Consider the following 20,649-nt stretch of genomic DNA (forward strand, 5'->3'; position numbering starts at 1 on the left):
TTTTTAAACTAAATATTTAAAATCACTGTAAATACTTTGATGCAACATTACAGTTGCAGCTGCGCTCCATGTGCAATATAAAACTCCATTAGGCAATTGGGTTTTACTATTGAAATTTTCGTAAAAACTATAATTATCAATTTTATTAATAGCATTTATAGCTTGAAGTATTTCTATAGCTTCTTCTTTTTTTGCAGAAGATAACAAGGCGAGTCCATAAAAACCATTAACCATAGACCAACTTCCGCCATTATGAAATTCGTTTGGAAAGTTCCTAAATTCGTATTTATAATTATTTTTAAGCAAGTTCCAGTCAGGGTCATTCTCTTTTATTGGCGGCCAGAAAGCAGGCAGCAACTTTAATGGCATTTTGTTTTTCAACCCTAATGAATACGACACTACATCTTCTTGAAGTGTAGGAGTTCCAATCTTTAAGAGTAGTACTAAGGAATTAGCAAAAGCATCAAACTGCATCTTATAACCTGCTGGAGAAAACGAACAAGGCATGAAATTTTGAATATTAGCTTCCTTGTATGCTCTTTCGTGGTATTTCTCTCCAACTGAGTTTGGACAAAAATTAATTACTAACTGTTGCGTAATTTGTTCAATTTTACTTGCTATCAAATCACTTTTGCAAAAATAATTATAACTTTTAAGAGCCCATACTCTCAATAATTGATCATACAGCACATACCCATCTGTTATGTATTCATCAGCCCAATTACCAGAAAGAGGCACATAAAGCAAATGTTTATTATTAAATTCCCAAGCTTCTAAAAGCTGTAAACACTTTTGAATATTACTCTCATATTTTTGAATGAATGCGTGGTCCTTTTTATAAAAAGCGAATTGACAAACACCAATAATAAACCATGTTACTGCATCAACTCTACCTGCTAAACCTCCATAGCTCACTTCTACATTATCTCCATCTATCATTACATTTGAAGGAATTGTACCGTTATGATGCTGATTTTTTGCTAATGTTTCTAATGTATCAGCAAAGGTCTCAATCAAATTTTCATCGGAAGAGGCTAATGCTGCTAAACCACAAATAACTCCATCTCTAGCCCAAACTCTTTTGTAATTTGAAATGTTTTGAGCACTTGCTAAAAATCCTTCTTTAGACGAAGCATTATGTAATAGTTCAATTGCTTTTTTATAATCTATATTTTCCATTATACTATAGCTTCTTTTCGGTTTTTAACAGTTATAAAAAGAGTGAAAACTGCACCTAAAATTAAAAAGACACCTGCTAGTTTAATCACATTCAATGGATTCCTTCCTAATAAATCATATACAAAGTATTGCATGGTCAAGACTTGAATCGCCATTGGTATAACAATAAACATGTTGAAAATACCCATATAAATACCCGTTTTATCTTTTGGAATAGAGCCAGCCAAAAGCTGATAAGGCATAGCCATCATAGAAGCCCACGAAATCCCTAAACCAAATGAGTATAAAAAGATGGTTGTTACGGCTACGTTTTCTCCAAACGGATTGTGCATTACAAATAGAACATCTACATTGTTTAAAAATGGAATACTTAATAAACCTATTCCGCCCAATAATAAAGCGAAAAAATGAACTCCTTTTGCCCCGATTTTAAGAGCTAAAGGAACCAGTAAAAAAGCAACCATAAAACAAATGATATTATAGGTTCCATTTAAACTGCCAGTCAACAATTGAGCTTGAGAAAACCCTTCTGATGCTTGGTCTGTAGTCTTAAAAATAGAAATTGAAAGTGTGGATGTGATGTATTGCCAGTAACAAAACATGGCGTACCAAGTAAAGAATTTAACCGGTATTAATTGTTTCATTGTTAAGGGCATGGTACGGAAAGCCATTACAATGTCTACTAAAACCGTTTTAAAAATATTTTGATTCTTCTTTTCTTTAATTACTGCTAACTCCTCTTCAGTGGGTGGATATTCTTTTGTTGTAAAAACTGAAATCAAAACCGAAACAATAGCAGCAAAAGCTCCAATGAAAAAAGCCCAATAAGTATACGTTGGGATCCCATTTGATAATTTATCCGTAATTGCCAGAATTCCAAAAGCCACTAAAATAGCAGGGGTAAAATTAGCCAATGTTATACCTAATCCTGTAAAGAAACTTTGCATCAAAAAACCTAATGATTGTTGTTTTTGATCTAATTTGTCGGCTATAAAGGCACGATATGGCTCCATGGCCAAATTATTTGCAGCATCTAAAATCCACAGCAAACTTGCTGCCATAAAAATAGAATTAGAAAAAGGCATTACCAGCAATGCAAAACTTGAGATTAAAGCTCCAATAAGGAAAAATGGTTTTCGGCGACCAAATTTTGGTGACCAAGTGCCGTCACTAATCGCCCCAACAATTGGCTGAATTATCAAACCGGTAATAGGACCAGCAAGCCACAACATCGGTAAGCTACCTTCATCAGCTCCTAGATATTTATAAATTGCACTCATGTTACTTTGTTGCAACCCAAAACTGAATTGAATTCCAAAGAACCCAAAATTCATGTTCCATATTTGCCAAAAATTAAGTTTTACCTTTTTAAACATGCTCCTATTCTTTTTTTAAATTAAAAAAAGCAACTCCTATATTTAAAAATACAGGAATTGTCTAATCACTAATTAATCATGAAACATTTCATTAAAATCTATATGACAAAGCCATAGAAATTGATCTTCCCGTCAATGACCTTGCTCTTACATAGTTTACTGTATTCTCAGTTATATTTCCTTCTTCTGCCTCTGTAATTGCTAATGAGTTGAAAATATTATTACCAGATAGATTCACTGATAAACCTTTTGTCAAACCAACTTCTACAAAACCATTTACAATTACAAAACCATTCATTACAAGTTGATTTGAGTCTTGAGCAAAAGCTTTAGTCTGACCAATAAAACTTAGACCTAAAGTATTTTTCTTATCCATAAATTTAAACGTTGGCATTACACCATACATCAATTTAGGCTGTCTTCTTGGCTCATTTCCTTTATCTGCACCTGATGTTATTTCCGCTTTAGTATACGTCATTGAACCTCTAAGGTTTAAATTATCTGATAAATCATATGCTGACTCAAGCTCTAAACCTAAAGATTTGTAATTATTTTGTCTAATTACATTTGCTCCAGCCTCATAACCTGCTTGCTCATCAGTTTTAGAACCAAAAGCTGTTGCATAAACATATCCTTTATTAATTTTTTGTTTGTATCCAATTTCGGATTGCATTAAAAAATCCAACGCGTTGATTTTATCTCCATCTAAATAATCCAAGCCATTAAATAAAATTCTATCAGCCTTTGCAGATGCACCTCTACTAACTCTAGCAAATAGTGATTGTTTCGCATTTAACAAATAGTTCCCTCCTAACGTGTATGAAAAATAGTCGTAAGTATAATTAACTGGAGTATCATTTGCAGTATTCACAGCAAAGACATTGTTCTCCGGTGCTGATAATATTCCGTCATTATTGATGTCGTAACTTGTTGCTGTCCCGCCTGTAAAAGAACCAGTAACTTTTCCGTTATCATATCGTACCCCACCTTCAAAAGATAGGTTTTTAGATAAATCAAATGAAACATTTACGTAAGGTGCAGATACGTTATACTGCGTATCGTAATTTCTAGCTAAATTACCCCAAGCAGGAGTTCCATAAGCATAGAGTCCGTTTTCAGATAATAGATTTCCGTTAACATCCTTTACATTAATTAAACGCGGATTATTGTCTGATACTTCTTGTAAGTAAGAGTTCCATAACCAAGACATTGAAACATTTTGCATCGATTTGAAAAATCCAAAAGTAACACCTAAATTATCTATTTTCTTTGTCAATCTCAAATCATTCATAAAATTACTCATGTCGTTCAATTGTGTATCAAACATATGAACTCTAGCAACTAATCCATTTGGAATATTAAAAGCTGTCCCATCATTTGCATAACTTAGCGTAGCGCCTGCACCAAAAGAATTTGCAATAGCAGTAGCTGTACCCAATTCAGCAGGAAATGGAGATATAAAACCACCACTGTTTGCAGAATAACGTAAATTATCAGAAACTTTCCAGTTATTATCTAAATCAAAAGTAGCACTAGCACCTATAGATTTTGAAATAGGGTGCATTCCATTTGCAACTTTTTCTCTTCTTACATTTCCATCTGTCCCAAGCCCTACATTATGGTTTAAATAAATAGATTGCATTGATCCTCTAGTAGCATCATATCCATCTACGCTCGTCCACTTTGGATTAGCATTTGTTCCAGAAACCTGAACAGGCATTGGCATATATGCTACTGCTCTATCATTTAAAAATTTAGCATAAACTGTTACTGATCCTTTTTCAAACTCTTTTGTAATATTGAATTTTACTTGGCCACCATTATTACTATTAAAACCCGTTTTTCTAACGCCTTCACCTGTTCTATAAAAACCACCTACATGAAAATACAATCCATCACCTATTTTAGCCCCATAATCAATATCTGTTCTGAAATTTTCATAATCTAGTCCAAAAGTAGTACTCATAGTTCCTCCTTCAGTTTTCCCAGTTTTACTAATGAAATTGATAATTCCTCCAGGAGAATTAGAAGATAATGTTGAAGCTGAACCTCCACGAATAGCCTCAATTCTTGCCACATTACCATCAAATCTTGTAAAGATATCAGCCGTTGCAAAAGCAATATCTCCAAATAATAATACCGGAAGGCCATCTTCTTGAATTTGCAAATATTTAGAACCTCCAGATGATATTGGCACACCACGAACTGATATATTTGAATTTCCTTCTCCTCCAGATGATTCTGAGCGTATTCCTGGAATTGTTCTAAAAATCTCAGCAGTAGATCTTGGTGCAGACTGCTCTATTTCTTTTGTATTTATTGAAGTAATAGAAACACTAGATTTAATTTTTGTTCTAGGATTAACTACACCTGTAATAATAACATCATCAAGCACATTATTATCTTCGGTTAAAGTTATATTCTTAATCACATTTCCATTTACTTCAATTTTAAACATAACATTTTTATATCCAATGTATGAAGCAATAAAATCAAAAGTTCCATTTTTAAGATTTGAAAAATTATATTTTCCATCAATATCTGTAACAACTGACTTTGAGGAATCTTTAATTAAAATATTAACACCTAGTATTGGTGCTCCATTAACATCCGAAACAACTCCTGCAACGGTCGAATTTTGCGCAAAAGAAAGATTAAATAGTAGTAATGCTACAATAATCCCTATTTGCTTGATTAATAAAATAAATCTTTTCATGGTCTTAAAATAAATTAGTTAATAACTTTTATTTGGTTTAATTATCAAATGTATAATTATAAAGAACTAAAATAACGAATACCGCAAACGAAAACGTTTTCGAATTACCGAAAACGTTTTCGATTTGATATAAAAAAATATTTCCCCATATTTGTTTAATGAAAGAAGCTACTCTTAAAGAAATTGCAGAAAAATTGGGCATATCCATCACCACTGTTTCTAAAGCATTAAAAGATTACCCAGACGTTAGTTTAAAGACAAAAGAAGCGGTCATTTCATTAGCAAAAGAACTCAACTACAGTCCAAATTCTTTTGCTGTCAATCTAAGAACAAAAGAATCAAAAACCATTGGCTTAATAATTCCGGAAATTGTTCATCATTTCTTTTCAAATGTTATAAACGGGATTGTTGCTGAAGCTGAAAAAAATGGTTATCTAGTCATCATTCTGCAGTCAAATGAATCTTTAGAATTAGAAAAAAAACAAGTTGCTTTGCTTATTAATAAAAGAGTTGATGGAATAATTATTTCACTCTCAAATGAATCAAACGATGACAGCCATCTTATGGAAATTATTGCACGTAAGATTCCGTTTGTACAATTTGATAAAATTGCAAAGTTGATTCACAGTTCAAAGGTGATTATTAACGATCAAATTGCGGCCAGAAATGCGGTTCAACATTTAATAGACAACGGATACCGAAAAATTGCACACATCAGAGGTCCCTTAAACCCACAAAATGCTATTGATCGTTTTATTGGCTATAAAAAAGCATTAGAAATAAACAACATTCCCTTTGATCCTTCTTTAGTATATACTTGTGAAAAAGTAACTTTTCAAGAAGGAATAGATTTCGCAAAACAAATTATGATTGACCATCCTGATGTTGAGGGAATATTTGCCATCACAGATCTTGTTGCCGTTGGTGTACTTTCTTATTTTAATGATATTGGAATAAAAATTCCAGAACAAGTTGCCGTTATAGGCTTCAGTAATTGGTTTATGTCTCAAGTGCTAACCCCTAAACTTAGTACAGTTGACCAACCTAGTCATGAAATGGGAGTAGCTTCTTTTAAATTATTATTAGAAGAAATGAATTGTCACAAAAAAGAAATTCCTTTTACACCAAGAACAATAGAACTCGAAACGAAAGTGATTGCTAGAGAATCTACAACTAAAAAAAAATAGTTTCTACTGTATAAAATCAATATTTCTTTTTATTCCTGCAAACTTTGTACGTTTAATAGGAGAATTTTTAAAAACAACTTTAAATGTTTCTTCTGTTATTTCTATCCAGTCTTTTTTAGACATCGCCAATACATCTGGATTTGGATTAAAAAGAGGTTCACTGTGTGGCTTTGAAAATTTATTCCAAGGACAAACGTCTTGACACACATCACAACCAAAAGCCCAGTCATTAAACATTCCTTTAAACTCCGTCGGGATATTCACTTTTAATTCAATTGTAAAATAGGATATACATTTACTTCCATCAACTACATAAGGAGCAACAATAGCATTAGTAGGACAACTATCAATACATGCAGTGCAGGCACCACAATGGTCTGTAGTGGGCGAATCATACTCTAATTCTAAATCTATTATTAACTCGGCAATGAAATAAAAGGAACCTACTTTTTTAGTCAATAGGTTACTGTTTTTACCTATCCACCCTAAACCACTTTTTGCTGCCCAAGCCTTATCTAAAACAGGAGCTGAATCTACAAAAGCACGTCCAGAAACGGCACCAATATTAGTTTGAATAGAATGAATAAGCTCTCTCAATTTTCCTTTTATGACGTCATGGTAGTCTAAACCATAGGCATACTTCGAAATTTTAAAACTCTCTTCGTTTTGAAATTCATTAGGATAATAGTTAAGTAATAATGAGACAACACTTTTTGAATCTTCAACAAGAAGAGTAGGATCTAATCTTTTATCAAAATTATTTTCCATGTAAGACATCTTTCCATGATGGTTTAAATTAAGCCATTTTTCCAGACGTGGAGCTTCAGTCTCTAGAAACTGAGCTTTAGAAATACCGCATGACATGAAACCAAGTCTAGAAGCCTCGTCCTTAATAAAATTTGTATAATTCGATCTAGTTTGAATAATTGTACTTTTAAAAAATTCTAAAATAAACCACCCTGAATATTCGTTTTAATTTTACCTAAATGCCTATACGCTTTATCAGTAACCTCTCTACCTCTGGGAGTCCTCATAATGAAACCTTCTTGAATTAAAAAAGGTTCATAAACCTCCTCAATAGTTTCACTACTCTCTGAAACTGCAGTTGCAAGAGTACTCAAACCAACAGGACCTCCTTTAAATTTATCAATAATGGTATTCAAAATTTTATTATCCATTTCATCTAAACCAAAAGCATCTACATTCAATGCCTTCAATGCGTAACGAGCTATCTCAATATCAATAGAACCATTTCCTTTTATTTGAGCAAAATCACGTACACGTCTTAGCAAAGCATTGGCTATACGGGGTGTACCTCTACTCCTACCTGCAATTTCAATAGCTGCTTCGATAGAAATTGGCATTTTAAAAATCGCTGCACTTCTCTCAACAATAGTAGTCAGCAATTCGGTAGTGTAATATTGAAGACGAGAAGATATTCCAAATCTAGCTCTCATAGGCGCCGTAAGCAGCCCAGAACGGGTGGTTGCACCAATAAGGGTGAAAGGATTCAAATTGATCTGTACTGTGCGTGCATTGGGCCCAGATTCAATCATAATGTCAATTTTGAAATCTTCCATTGCAGAGTACAAATACTCCTCAACAATAGGCGAAAGCCTGTGAATTTCGTCAATAAAAAGCACATCGCGTTCCTCAAGATTAGTGAGTAAACCTGCAAGATCACCAGGCTTATCAAGTACAGGTCCAGAAGTTATCTTTATTCCTACTTGTAATTCATTAGCAAGTATATTGGCAAGAGTGGTTTTTCCAAGACCCGGAGGACCATGAAAAAGAGTGTGATCAAGAGCTTCATTTCTCTGGTTGGCTGCTTGCACGAAAACCTTTAGATTTTCTAAAACTTGATCTTGTCCAGCAAAATCATCAAAGGATAAAGGACGAAGCTTTCTTTCGATATCGAAATCTTCAATATTATAATTATTTGCAGTAGGATCTAGATTTTCATTCATTGTACAAAGATAATAAAGAGGATCATCAAGAAAAGACTTCACCAAATAAAATGAACAAAAAAAAGCCTCTACATTGTAGAGGCTTAAATTCTAGTGATGAAGAACCTGTTCACCAGGTTTCATTGGTACATTTTGTGGTACAAAATCCTCTTCATGATTTGGATTACTGTAGTCATATGGCCAACGGTGAACTTCAGGAATTTCACCCGGCCAGTTACCGTGTACGTGCTCAACGGGAGCCGTCCATTCTAATGTGTTCGATTTCCAAGGGTTCATAACAGATTTCTTACCGTAGAAAATACTACTAAAGAAATTGTATAAGAAAATCAATTGAAACGCACCACCTATAAGAGCAAATGTTGTAATTAAAACATTCACGTTTTGTAAGTCATCAAATAAAGGAAAGTTAGTATTCGTATAATAACGTCTTGGCAAACCTGCTAGACCAATAAAATGCATTGGAAAAAATACACCATAAGCACAAATAGCAGTTACCCAGAAGTGAATATAACCTAAATTCTTATTCAACATTCTTCCAAACATTCTTGGAAACCAGTGGTAAATACCAGCAAACATTCCATAAAGAGCACTAATACCCATTACTAAGTGAAAGTGAGCTACTACAAAGTAAGTATCGTGAACATTAATATCTAGCGTACTATCTCCAAGAATAATACCCGTTAACCCACCAGTAATGAAAGTTGACACCAACCCTATTGAAAATAACATAGCTGGATTAAGCTGTAAGTTACCTTTCCATAAGGTAGTAATATAATTAAATGCTTTTACCGCAGATGGAATTGCAATTAAAAGAGTTGTAAAAGTAAACACTGAACCTAAGAACGGATTCATACCTGAGATAAACATGTGGTGACCCCAAACAATAGTTGATAAGAACGCAATTGCAAGAATTGACATAATCATCGCTCTGTAACCAAAAATTGGTTTACGTGAATTCGTTGCAATAACTTCAGATGTAATACCTAAAGCAGGTAATAATACGATATAAACTTCAGGATGCCCTAGGAACCAAAACAAGTGCTCAAATAAAACAGGAGAACCACCTTGATAATGTAATACTTCACCAGCTATATAAATATCCGATAAGAAGAAAGAAGTACCAAAACTTCTATCAAAAATCAACAATAAAGCAGCTGATAAAAGTACTGGAAACGAAACGATACCAATAATCGCAGTAACAAAGAATGCCCAGATAGTCAAAGGCAACCTCGTCATAGTCATACCCTTAGTTCTTAAGTTAATAACCGTAACAACATAATTTAAAGACCCCATCAAAGAAGAAGCAATAAACAATGCCATAGAAACCAACCAAAGTGTCATACCCATACCTGATCCAGGAATAGCTTGCGGTAAAGCACTTAATGGCGGATAAATTGTCCAACCAGACGAAGCAGGACCTGCTTCAACAAATAAGGACGAAATCATTACGATACTAGAAAGGAAAAATAACCAGTATGATACCATATTCATAAAACCTGAGGCCATATCTCTTGCACCAATTTGAAGTGGAATAAGAAGGTTACTAAAAGTTCCACTTAACGCCGCAGTTAGTACAAAGAAAACCATTATGGTTCCGTGTATTGTAACAAGTGCAAGGTAAATATCATTTGCCATGACTCCATTAGGAGCAAACTTATCACCCAATAAAATATTGAATATTTTAAAAGATTCTTCTGGCCATGCTAGTTGCATTCTAAACAACATCGACATACCAACACCAATGATACCCATAATAATACCTGTTATCAGGTATTGTTTAGCAATCATTTTGTGATCTATACTAAAAATATATTTAGTAATAAAAGTGTCTTTGTGGTGGTGTTCGTGTTCGTGATCCATAGCGTGATCGTGACCTTCTGCTGACATATATTTATACTTTAAATTTTCTTAATAATTATTTAGCTGCCATTGCAGCAACTTCATCTTTTTTTGCACTACTACTGTCTACTGCTTTTGCATCACCTGTTGCAGCAGGAGCAGCTAATGAAGCTTTAACTTCATTTACTACAGTTACTTTATCTTTTAACCATGCTTGATAATCTTCTGGAGTATCAACAATAATCTTCATTTGCATATTGTAGTGTGATGCACCACAAATTTTATTACATAATAGAAGATAATCAAAAGTATACGGATCAAGAGCCGTTTCACCTTTAGCAACTAACGCCTCACTTTTCTTAGCTCTTAAAGCATTAATATTAGCTACTTTCTCAACCATAAAAGGCAATTCTCTATACTCAGCCGTAGTATAAATAGGCTCGAAAGCAAATTGTGTCACCATACCTGGAACGCAATTCATTTGAGCTCTAAAATGTGGCATATAAGCAGAGTGCAAAACATCTTGAGATCGCATTTTAAAAAGAATCTTTTTTCCCTTAGGGATATGCAATTCAGTAACTACAACATCATCTTGTGAATAAGGATCAGCTAAATCAATACCTACAGCATTTGCTCCCTCGATATAACGAACATTAGCTTTACCAAGAACATTATCTTCACCTGAATATCTTGCCTTCCAATTAAATTGTTGCGCATAAAGTTCAATAACAACTGTATCTTCATCTTCGTCAACAAACATAATATTAGTCCAAGCATATAAACCATACAAGATTAAACCAGCTAACACTACTGCAGGAATTATACTCCACACAGCCTCTAACTTATTATTATCAGCAAAAAACAAAGCCTTTTGACCTTCTTTACCACGATATTTAAAAGCAAAGTAATGTACTAAAACTTGTGTAATCGCTTGAACGATAAAAATTAATACCCAAGTAATGTTCATTAAATTATCAACTTGACCACCGTGCGCGGAAGCAGGCGTATGAAGTACTAAAGGACCCCACTTAATTAAACCAAAAATGGTAAAAATATAGATAAAACCTAAAAAACCAAACATCAAATAACCTTGTACATTATTATCGTTATCAGTAGCGATTTCTGTATTAACCGAAGTAGATCCAACTTGCGTTAGGTCGAAGATTTTAGTCAATTGCCATAAAGCAACAGCTAATAAAACTAAAACTATAATTACTAACAAACTTGTCATCTGTTTTTTTCTTTAAAAATTAATAATGAAAATGTTTACTTTCCTCAATAAACGGATTTCTTTTTGCTAGCAATGGTGATTTTGATAAGGCAGTAAATACCACATATATAAATAAACCAAGAAAGAAAAGTATTGAAGCTATCTCCGAAACGCCGATAAACCAACTATCTCCAACTGTTCCAGGCATAATCATATTGAAAAAGTCTAAATAATGACCCATCAAGATTACAACACCCGCCATTACAATTACCCAAGATATTCTCTTGAAATCAGTATTAATTAATATCAACAAAGGAAATAAGAAATTCATGACAACTGCACCAAAGAATGGAAGATTGTACAACTGAATTCTAGTTATAAAATACGTTACCTCCTCAGGAATATTAGCATACCAAATTAACATGAATTGTGAAAACCATAAATATGTCCAAAAAACACTTAAACCAAACATAAATTTAGCTAAATCGTGTATATGACTGTTATTTACAAACTCCAAATAACCTCTTGACTTTAAATACAATGTAATTAAAGCTATTGTAGTAACACCACTAACAAAGAAACTTGCAAAAACATACCAACCAAATAAAGTACTGAACCAGTGCGGATCAATTGACATAATCCAATCCCATGACATTATAGACTCAGAAACTATGAAAAAGACAAGAAACATTGCAGAAAGCTTGAAGTTTTTCTTGTACAATAAATCATCTGATGCCTCATCTTGTGCAAGACAATTTTTTCTTGAATAAAATTGATATAGGGACCAACCTGTCAAAAATATCGCCGCTCTAACAATCCAAAACGGGAAATTTAAAAAACTTGTTTTATTAGCAATTAATTTGTCTGTAGCAACAACTTCAGGGTCCAACCATATAAACATATGATTAAAGTGCAAACCACACAAAATTAACAAAACAAAGAAAATAGCAGCTCCAACAGGCAAATAAGATGTAATACCTTGCATAACTCTGAAGAGAACAGGGGACCAACCCGCCTGTGCAACTTGTTGGATTGCGTAAAAAACTAAAACACCTAATGACACAAGCATAAAAAATATACAAGCTACATACAAAGCAGACCATGGCTTATTTTGCAATTGATGCAATACATGATTTAAATGCTCAGTGTGTTCGTCAACTGAAGAAACTTCATGTTCTTGTGAAGAAGAACTAGCTTCAGCATGACTTTCCTCCCTTGAACCATGCGCTTCATGAGCATTTGATTCATTAGAACTTTCATGTTCTTTTTGAACAGCGTGTGTACCATGACTATCAGCAGTAAGAAGCTCTTCAACTTCTTTAATATCTTTTGGTGCAGTGTAAAAACCATAACCTATACCTAATAAACCAATGGCCATTAAGACAAAAGAAATAGTTTTTAATTTACTTGAAAATGTATACATATCTATTACGATCAGTTTGTTCAACAATTATAATTCACTTTTTAGTTTCAGAACATAGTCAGTAACTAACCAACGTTCTTGGGGACTCAACTGATTTGCATGCGAACCCATTGAATTCAAACCATAAGTTATAACATGAAATACACTACCCTCAGTAATAACTCTATCTTTATAACTAGGCACTCCTAGAAATTTTTCACGCTCAACTAATTTACCCTTACCGTTACCAGATGCACCATGACAACTAATACAATAAATTTCAAAAAGTGCTTTACCTTTCTCAAGATCTCTACCTAAAGAATCAAGGGGAGATTTCAAATTGGCTTTAGCCAATTCATAACCAGCCGTAGTATTTTCATACTCGTAAGGTACAAAACCTCTATTCAACGAACCTTTTGCAGGTAACTGTGCTTCTTGACCATTTTTAAACGCATCCGACTCTGAGTAGGTCTCATAACCTAAAGACTCATACATATTTGGAAAATACTGATAGTTCGGTGCCTTATTATCATGGCAAGATGAAACTAAAATTACGATACCAAATAATAGTGCTATTTTATATATGCTTTTCATAACTATAATTAATGCTTATCTATTACTTTAACTTCAACCGCACCTGTATTTTGAAAAAAAGAAACTAATTCTTCTTCGTTATCATGTACAGCAACTTCCATTAAGAAATGGTCATCTGTAGTTCTTACATCTGGATTCTCAGCTTCTTTAAAAGGCCATAATTTACTTCTCATATAAAAAGTAATAACCATCAAGTGAGCTGCAAAAAATACAGTAAGCTCAAACATAATTGGCACAAATGCAGGCATATTTTCAATATAACTGAAGCTAGGCTTACCACCAATATCTTGAGGCCAATCTTGAATCATAATATAATTCATCATAGCTGTTGCTACTGAAATTCCAACACATCCATACAAGAAAGCACAAATAGCTAATCTTGTAGGGGCTATTCCCATAGCTTTATCCAAACCGTGAACAGGAAATGGACAAAAAACTTCTTCAATATGATGATGAGCTGCTCTAGTCTTCTTTACTGCGTCCATCAAAATATCATCGTCATTATAAATGGCGTATATTACTTTATTACTCATGATGTGAATCTTTATTTGCTTCTCTTGCGCGTTTGTAATTATCTCCAGTTGCTTTTAAAATTGTTTTAACTTCAGCTTGTGCAATAACCGGGAAAGTTCTTGAATAAAGTAGGAACAACACAAAGAAAAAACCAATTGTACCAATGAAGATACCAATATCAACAAAGGTAGGTGAAAACATAGTCCATGAAGATGGTAAATAATCTCTATGTAAAGAGGTAACAATAATTACAAATCTTTCAAACCACATTCCAATATTTACAACAATTGATATTATGAATGAAAACATAATACTAGTACGTAATTTTTTAAACCACATAAACTGAGGTGAAAACACATTACAAGTCATCATTGCCCAATACGCCCACCAGTAAGGTCCAGTAGCTCTATTTAAGAAAGCATATTGTTCGTACTCTACTCCAGAATACCATGCAACGAAAAGCTCAGTGATATAAGCAACACCAACAATAGAACCTGTAATCATAATTACAATATTCATCAATTCGATATGCTGAACAGTTATATAAGCTTCAAGATTAGAAACTTTTCTCATAATAATAAGCAAAGTATTTACCATCGCAAATCCTGAGAAAACGGCTCCCGCAACGAAGTATGGAGGAAATATAGTGGTATGCCAACCTGGAATAACCGAGGTAGCAAAGTCCATCGATACAATAGTGTGTACTGACAACACAAGAGGTGTAGCTAAACCAGCAAGAACAAGAGAAACTTCCTCAAAACGTTGCCAATCTTTTGCTCTACCACTCCAACCAAAACTCAAAATTGAATAAACTCTTTTGTTAAAAGGAGTTACAGCACGATCTCTAAGCATTGCGAAATCTGGTAATAAACCTGTCCACCAGAAAACTAATGATACAGATAAATAAGTAGAGATCGCAAATACGTCCCAAAGTAATGGTGAATTAAAATTTACCCATAATGAACCAAATTGATTTGGTATTGGTAAAACCCAGTAAGCCAACCAAGGGCGACCCATGTGAATGATTGGAAATAAACCTGCCTGAATAACAGAGAAAATAGTCATTGCTTCAGCAGAACGGTTAATTGCCATTCTCCATCTTTGACGGAAAAGCAAAAGTACAGCTGATATAAGTGTACCAGCGTGACCAATACCAACCCACCAAACGAAGTTAGTAATATCCCAAGCCCAACCTACTGTCTTGTTTAAACCCCATGTACCAATACCTGTAGATACAGTGTATACGATACACCCAAGTCCCCAAAGGAAGGCTATTAATGCAATTGAAAATACAATCCACCAATGTTTATTTGCCTTACCTTCAACGGGTGCGGCTACGTCTACAGTTACATCATGATAAGTTTTATCACCTATAACTAAGGGTTTTCTAATGGTTGCTTCGTAGTGAGACGACATAATCCTTTATATTGATTCTTAATTAATTTTTTTTGTACTAAGTATTTCTAACTTTAACATGATAAATCACATTAGGTTTAGTTCCAACATGTTCTAATAAATGATACATTCTATCATCAGCAGCAAGTTTTGCAACTTCAGCATCTTTATCATTTACATCTCCAAAAATCATAGCTCCTGTAGAACATGCATTTGAACATGCAGTTTGGAATTCGCCATCAACAATTGGTCTTCCTTCTCTTTTAGCTTTAAGGATAGTTGCTTGTGTCATTTGAATACACATAGAACATTTCTCCATAACACCTCTTGAACGAACATTAACATCTGGGTTTAAAACCATACGACCTAAATCATCATTCATATGATAATCAAATTCGCTGTTTTTGTTATACAAGAACCAGTTAAAACGACGTACTTTATAAGGACAGTTGTTAGCGCAATAACGCGTACCAACACATCTGTTATAAGCCATGTGATTTTGACCTTGACGAGAGTGTGAAGTTGCAGCAACTGGACAAACAGTTTCACAAGGTGCATGGTTACAGTGCTGACACATAACAGGCTGGAAAGAAACTTGAGGATTATCTCCTGCTTTTTCCATTTCGTTAAATGTAGACAAAGAACTTGTTAAACCAGCAATATTTTCTTTTCTTTCATTATCTCCCTCAAAAGTACTTTCTGATGAATAGTATCTATCAATACGCAACCAGTGCATATCGCGACTTCTTCTAACTTCAGATTTACCTACGACAGGAACATTATTTTCAGCATGACAAGCGATAACACAAGCTCCACAACCGGTACAAGCATTTAAATCAATTGAAAGATTAAAATGATGACCTGTTGAACGATCAAATGAATCCCATAAATCTACTTTAGTTGCCTCTACTTCTTTGTGATCCAAAGAAACCATCGGTTGTTCATTCCAAATATGAGCATCTTTTGTGTTGAAGATTTCAAGAGAAGTTTCTTTAATAATATCACCTCTACCCATTAATGTCTTTTGACCTTGAACACAAGCAAATTCATGTTCTCCGTCAGCTTTCGCTAAGGTAATAGATTGAACATTATTGAAACCTTTATATAAAGAGTAAGCATTTAAACCTACCATCATTTCTTCTTTCAAAGCAGCTTTGCGACCATAACCTAAAGCTAAACCAACAGTTCCAACTGCTTGACCAGGCTGCACAATTACAGGTACATTTTCAAGTTTCAATCCATCGGCTGTCGTAATTGTAGCATAACTTCCGTTTAAACCTCCGTTAGCAACAATCTCATTAGACAGCTCATACTTAACTGCATCAGCATTAGATACAGTTACATAATTATCCCAAGACACTCTTGTAATAGGATCTGGAAACTCTTGTAACCATGGGTTATTTGCTTGCTGACCATCACCTAAACCTGTTTTAGTATACAATACTAACTCAAGACCTTGAGACAACTTAGTAGCAGCTAATGCATTTGCAGCAGCTAAATAATCAGCACTTCCCGAACCTAAAGTTGGCACACTAGAAACAAAAACACCATCATGTAATACTTTATTCCAAGATGATCCTGAAATAATTGAAGAACTAGTATTTTTAATATAATCATAAAAAGAACCTGCAGTTCCGTTTAATGATAACAAAACATCTTGAAATTGTTTTGTATTGAAAAGCGGACGAATAGTTGGCTGAGTCAAAGAATAAGTTCCTTTAATCAGACTTAAATCATTCCAAGATTCTAAATAATGAGGAACAGCAGCAGCTACTGTAGACAACAAAGCAGTTTCATCTTCTTTCAAAGAGAATGCTACAGATGTTTTAACCTTTTTTAAACCTTCTTGAAAACTTACGCTATCTGATAAAGTATATACAGGATTCACACCACTCATAATAAGAGTATGAACTTTACCAGCTTTCATATCAGCTACTAATTGAGATACATTAGATGCTGAACCTTTTCTAATTTGTCTTAAACCTGCGTTAACAAATGACTCACTAGCAAGAGCTTGATTAATAGCCAAAACTAGTAATTGAGCATTTTTATCTTGAATTCCAGAAACTAAAACACCTTTACTTCCTGCTGCTCTTAATTGCTGTGCAGCTTTGGTAACTTCTGATTTAAATTTATCTTCAAGTTTAACTGAAACAGCAGAACCTGTTACAATATTATATATGTGAACTAAAGCTTGCTTTTGGGCTGAAACAGACATTGGCAAACGCTTGTCAGCAGCAGCACCAGATAAAGTCATATTAGACTCTAATTGGAAATGACGTGACATTTTTCCAGCTTTTGGTATCCTACCTTTGGCATAACCAGTATCAAAACTTCCTCCTTGCCAATCTCCAAGGAAATCAGCACCAACAGAAACAATCAAAGAAGCTTTAGAAAAATCATAATCCACTAATGCTCTTTCACCATAAACTAATTCAACTGCATCAAGAGCTTCAGACTCTGACACCGCATCATAAATTATGTGCTTAGAATTAGGATTTTTTGAAACGAATTCAGAAATCAATCTTTCAGTAGAAGGACTTGCTAATGTATTTGTTAAAAGAACAACCTGTCCTCCTTTAGCTTTTGCATCTGCAATACTAGATTTAATCTTAGCATCAACAGCTGACCAAGTTGAATCTTTCCCCTCAATCTTTGGTTCTTTAAGACGCATACTATCATATAACGATAAGATAGAAGCATGAATCCTTGCATTTGCTGTAAATTTAGCTCCAGCAATAGTATTATTATCAATCTTAATAGGACGTCCTTCTCTGGTTTTCACCAAAAGATTTGCAAAATCAAATCCGTCAAAAACTGAAGTAGCGTAATAATCCGCAACTCCAGGAATAATTTGCTCAGGTTGAAGAACGTATGGTATTGATTTATTAACAGGACCCTCACATGCTGCCAAAGTAGCAGCAGCAGTACTAAAACCAACGTACTTTAAGAAATCACGACGTGATGTTGAAGAAGATGATAATGCATCACTATTTCCTAAAAATTCATCAGTAGGAATTTCTTCAACAAATTCGTTATTTCTTAGCGCCTCAACAATAGAACTATTTTGGTCTAGTTCCTCAACACTTTTCCAGTATTTTTTGTTTGATGACATATATAAATATTAAAATCTTAATAATTTGATTAATAGTGGCATTTACCACACTCTAAACCACCCATTTGCGCAGCAGTCAACTTATCTACACCATATTTTTTAGAAAGCTCTTCATGGATTTTAGTGTAATATTCATTACCCTCCATTTTAACCTCAGTTTTTCTATGACAATCAATACACCATCCCATTGTTAATGGAGCAAACTGTTTTTGAATTTCATATTCTTCAACAGGACCGTGACATGTTTGACATTCAATTCCTCCAACAGTTACGTGTTGCGAGTGATTAAAGTAAACAAAATCTGGAAGATTATGAATACGAACCCATTTTACTGGCTGCGTTTTCCCTGTATATGTTTGAGTTGCTTGATCCCATCCAACCGCAGTATATAATTTCTGAATTTGCTCATCATAAAAAGCTTTACTATACTCTGGAGTAGCAGTTGTCTCAGCAACTTCAGCAATATTTTTATGACAATTCATACATATATTAAGAGAAGGAATACCTCCATTTTTACTTACACGTGCAGCTGAGTGACAGTATTTACAGTTTATTTCATTATCACCAGCGTGAATTCTGTGCGAGTAATGTATTGGCTGTATTGGCTCATACCCCTGATCAACACCTACTTGCATGAAGAAACCATACACATAATAAGCACTTGTAAGTAGTAAGAAAATAACCGTTACCAAAATCAAAAATTGATTTTTAGCAAACGCTTGCCAAATTGGAGTTGTTTTAGCTTTTGGTTCAACTACTATCCCGTTTGCTTTTGCAACTTTTGACAGAACTTTGTTTACCAAAACTAACATTACTACCAACACTACTAATACTAGTGCAAGAGCAGCTAATATAAGATTGTTAGAAATACCGCTATCAGCAACTGGACCACCAGGAACCGCAGCACCACCACCAGCAGGCGGAGCAGCTACTTCAGCTTTTGGCTCAGAAGTGTAAGCTATAATGTTATCAATATCAGCATTTGATAATTGAGGAAAAGCAGACATTACTGACTTGTTGTTTTCTTCAAAAACCTTAACAGCTTGAGCATCACCTGATTTAATCAAGTCTGAACTGTTTTTTACCCACTTATAAAGCCATGCCATTTCATACTTACTAGCAATACCTCTAAGTGCAGGTCCTGTAGCTTTAGCATCTAACTTGTGACATGCAGCACAATTTGCATTAAACAATTCTTTACCTTTAGCAGCATCTCCACCAGAAGCAGCAGCAGGAGCCGCGGCCGCATCAGGAGCAGCAACAGCGGCAGCTTCTTGAGCAAATGAAGTGAAAGAGAAAATTAACGATAAGGCTACGCCTAAAAATAATTTTCTTGTGATCGAATTATGGTTACCCACCTTTTTCATATAGTATAATGATTATCTACTAAAAATTGGCACAGTCTTTACTAATAGACTTAGAAGAACTGCTCCTTTGTTTAAAATATTGGACAAAAATACGATATAAGAACTATTCTCAAAACCCTAAAATAGCCTTAATTTCAATTTATATTTATTCTAAATAACGTTTTTGATTTGGTATTAAACACTAAATATTAATTTTGCATAAAAACATACACATTATGAGAATTTTAAGCCTGAAAGCTTCACTTATCGCCCTTATTTCAACAGCAATTTTTCACTCGAAATCGACGGCACAACAGCACAATATTTCTATAAAACAAGATTCAAAATTCGAGCAATTGCTTACAGAAAAAAGAAAAACAAATCAATCAAACACTGTAAATGACCGTTTTAAAATTCAAATTTACAGTGGTGATAACGAGAAAGCTAAATTAACATTAAATGAATTTAGACAACAATTTAATGACGTTGAAGCTACCATAGTGTTTTTCGCTCCAAATTATAAAGTTTGGATAGGGAATTTTAAATCAAGAATAGAAGCGGAAAGACACATTGTAGCTATCAAAAAAAAGTATCCAAATCTGAATTTGATTCGCCCAACCAAATAAAAAACGAATAAAAACAAGTTACCATATCCAATAAAGCCATTCAGATAGAATGGCTTTTTTTTATATAAAAAGGAACAAAATCCGTCAAGGAATATAATATTAGAACAGTCAATAAAAAGCTTAGCATGATTATATATCAATAACAACATCTCCACTCCACATTTACAAAATACTATTTTACAAA

At 34.0% G+C, this 20,649-nt stretch carries 15 protein-coding genes; 2 read left to right on the forward strand and 13 right to left on the reverse strand.

Annotated elements, in window-relative coordinates:
- Positions 1-3: 3 nt before the first annotated feature.
- The 3 genes from FJV36_RS05710 to FJV36_RS05720 form a co-directional block, all read right to left on the reverse strand.
- Complete coding sequence (locus FJV36_RS05710) at positions 4-1,179, reverse strand: fructofuranosidase/invertase (RefSeq protein ID WP_158980904.1); 1,176 nt, start codon at positions 1,177-1,179, stop codon at positions 4-6.
- Complete coding sequence (locus FJV36_RS05715; RefSeq protein WP_158980906.1) at positions 1,179-2,555, reverse strand: MFS transporter; 1,377 nt, start codon at positions 2,553-2,555, stop codon at positions 1,179-1,181. The genes FJV36_RS05710 and FJV36_RS05715 overlap by 1 nt, the downstream gene beginning before the upstream one ends.
- 91 nt (positions 2,556-2,646) lie before the next feature.
- On the reverse strand, positions 2,647-5,271 hold the full coding sequence (locus FJV36_RS05720; protein ID WP_158980908.1) for a TonB-dependent receptor domain-containing protein: 2,625 nt from the start codon (positions 5,269-5,271) through the stop codon (positions 2,647-2,649).
- A 158-nt stretch (positions 5,272-5,429) separates the two neighbouring features.
- Here FJV36_RS05720 and FJV36_RS05725 point away from each other — a divergent pair, with 158 nt between their 5' ends.
- Positions 5,430-6,458 carry a LacI family DNA-binding transcriptional regulator gene (locus tag FJV36_RS05725; protein WP_158727827.1) on the forward strand — a complete coding sequence of 343 codons (1,029 nt, stop codon included), beginning with the start codon at positions 5,430-5,432 and terminating at the stop codon, positions 6,456-6,458.
- Positions 6,459-6,461: 3 nt separating this feature from the next.
- Here the strand turns inward: FJV36_RS05725 and queG are convergent, their stop codons facing one another.
- From queG to FJV36_RS05775, 10 genes are all read right to left on the reverse strand, one after another.
- The gene (queG, locus tag FJV36_RS05730) at positions 6,462-7,382 is read right to left on the reverse strand and encodes a tRNA epoxyqueuosine(34) reductase QueG (RefSeq protein WP_199251029.1); all 921 of its coding nucleotides are present in this window, start codon (positions 7,380-7,382) and stop codon (positions 6,462-6,464) included.
- Positions 7,383-7,402: 20 nt separating this feature from the next.
- Positions 7,403-8,425 (reverse strand): Holliday junction branch migration DNA helicase RuvB, encoded by a 1,023-nt coding sequence (gene ruvB, locus FJV36_RS05735; protein ID WP_158727828.1) that lies wholly within the window; start codon positions 8,423-8,425, stop codon positions 7,403-7,405.
- A gap of 90 nt (positions 8,426-8,515) precedes the next feature.
- Complete coding sequence (locus FJV36_RS05740; protein ID WP_158727829.1) at positions 8,516-10,312, reverse strand: cbb3-type cytochrome c oxidase subunit I; 1,797 nt, start codon at positions 10,310-10,312, stop codon at positions 8,516-8,518.
- 28 nt (positions 10,313-10,340) lie between these two features.
- Entirely contained in the window at positions 10,341-11,495 is a 1,155-nt protein-coding gene (locus FJV36_RS05745) for a cytochrome c oxidase subunit II (RefSeq protein WP_158727830.1), read from the reverse strand.
- A gap of 19 nt (positions 11,496-11,514) precedes the next feature.
- Complete coding sequence (locus tag FJV36_RS05750) at positions 11,515-12,897, reverse strand: quinol:cytochrome C oxidoreductase (RefSeq protein WP_158727831.1); 1,383 nt, start codon at positions 12,895-12,897, stop codon at positions 11,515-11,517.
- A gap of 27 nt (positions 12,898-12,924) precedes the next feature.
- Entirely contained in the window at positions 12,925-13,470 is a 546-nt protein-coding gene (locus FJV36_RS05755) for a cytochrome c (RefSeq protein ID WP_158727832.1), read from the reverse strand.
- Positions 13,471-13,478: 8 nt separating this feature from the next.
- Positions 13,479-14,003 carry a DUF3341 domain-containing protein gene (locus FJV36_RS05760; protein ID WP_144889575.1) on the reverse strand — a complete coding sequence of 175 codons (525 nt, stop codon included), beginning with the start codon at positions 14,001-14,003 and terminating at the stop codon, positions 13,479-13,481.
- Positions 13,996-15,399 carry an NrfD/PsrC family molybdoenzyme membrane anchor subunit gene (nrfD, locus tag FJV36_RS05765; protein ID WP_144889577.1) on the reverse strand — a complete coding sequence of 468 codons (1,404 nt, stop codon included), beginning with the start codon at positions 15,397-15,399 and terminating at the stop codon, positions 13,996-13,998. The genes FJV36_RS05760 and nrfD overlap by 8 nt, the downstream gene beginning before the upstream one ends.
- A gap of 37 nt (positions 15,400-15,436) precedes the next feature.
- Positions 15,437-18,493: a TAT-variant-translocated molybdopterin oxidoreductase gene (locus FJV36_RS05770; RefSeq protein ID WP_158727833.1), complete on the reverse strand. Its 3,057-nt coding sequence runs from the start codon at positions 18,491-18,493 to the stop codon at positions 15,437-15,439.
- A 29-nt stretch (positions 18,494-18,522) separates the two neighbouring features.
- Positions 18,523-19,860, reverse strand: coding sequence for a c-type cytochrome (locus tag FJV36_RS05775; RefSeq protein ID WP_158727834.1), 1,338 nt, complete (start codon positions 19,858-19,860; stop codon positions 18,523-18,525).
- A 215-nt stretch (positions 19,861-20,075) separates the two neighbouring features.
- Here FJV36_RS05775 and FJV36_RS05780 point away from each other — a divergent pair, with 215 nt between their 5' ends.
- Positions 20,076-20,465: an SPOR domain-containing protein gene (locus tag FJV36_RS05780; protein WP_233264520.1), complete on the forward strand. Its 390-nt coding sequence runs from the start codon at positions 20,076-20,078 to the stop codon at positions 20,463-20,465.
- Positions 20,466-20,649: the final 184 nt, after the last annotated feature.

Origin of the sequence: Flavobacterium sp. I-STPP5a (assembly GCF_009764685.1) — a bacterium.
Lineage (GTDB): Bacteria > Bacteroidota > Bacteroidia > Flavobacteriales > Flavobacteriaceae > Flavobacterium.

Excerpts from the sequence above, each read along its gene's own strand:
- FJV36_RS05725 (WP_158727827.1), top strand. The coding sequence starts at position 5,430 with ATGAAAGAAGCTACTCTTAAAGAAATTGCAGAAAAATTGGGCATATCC.
- FJV36_RS05740 (WP_158727829.1), bottom strand. The coding sequence starts at position 10,312 with ATGTCAGCAGAAGGTCACGATCACGCTATGGATCACGAACACGAACAC.
- FJV36_RS05775 (WP_158727834.1), bottom strand. The coding sequence starts at position 19,860 with ATGAAAAAGGTGGGTAACCATAATTCGATCACAAGAAAATTATTTTTA.
- FJV36_RS05710 (WP_158980904.1), bottom strand. The coding sequence starts at position 1,179 with ATGGAAAATATAGATTATAAAAAAGCAATTGAACTATTACATAATGCT.
- FJV36_RS05745 (WP_158727830.1), bottom strand. The coding sequence starts at position 11,495 with ATGACAAGTTTGTTAGTAATTATAGTTTTAGTTTTATTAGCTGTTGCT.
- nrfD (WP_144889577.1), bottom strand. The coding sequence starts at position 15,399 with ATGTCGTCTCACTACGAAGCAACCATTAGAAAACCCTTAGTTATAGGT.
- FJV36_RS05720 (WP_158980908.1), bottom strand. The coding sequence starts at position 5,271 with ATGAAAAGATTTATTTTATTAATCAAGCAAATAGGGATTATTGTAGCA.
- FJV36_RS05780 (WP_233264520.1), top strand. The coding sequence starts at position 20,076 with ATGAGAATTTTAAGCCTGAAAGCTTCACTTATCGCCCTTATTTCAACA.
- ruvB (WP_158727828.1), bottom strand. The coding sequence starts at position 8,425 with ATGAATGAAAATCTAGATCCTACTGCAAATAATTATAATATTGAAGAT.
- FJV36_RS05715 (WP_158980906.1), bottom strand. The coding sequence starts at position 2,555 with ATGTTTAAAAAGGTAAAACTTAATTTTTGGCAAATATGGAACATGAAT.
- FJV36_RS05770 (WP_158727833.1), bottom strand. The coding sequence starts at position 18,493 with ATGTCATCAAACAAAAAATACTGGAAAAGTGTTGAGGAACTAGACCAA.
- FJV36_RS05750 (WP_158727831.1), bottom strand. The coding sequence starts at position 12,897 with ATGTATACATTTTCAAGTAAATTAAAAACTATTTCTTTTGTCTTAATG.
- FJV36_RS05760 (WP_144889575.1), bottom strand. The coding sequence starts at position 14,003 with ATGAGTAATAAAGTAATATACGCCATTTATAATGACGATGATATTTTG.
- FJV36_RS05755 (WP_158727832.1), bottom strand. The coding sequence starts at position 13,470 with ATGAAAAGCATATATAAAATAGCACTATTATTTGGTATCGTAATTTTA.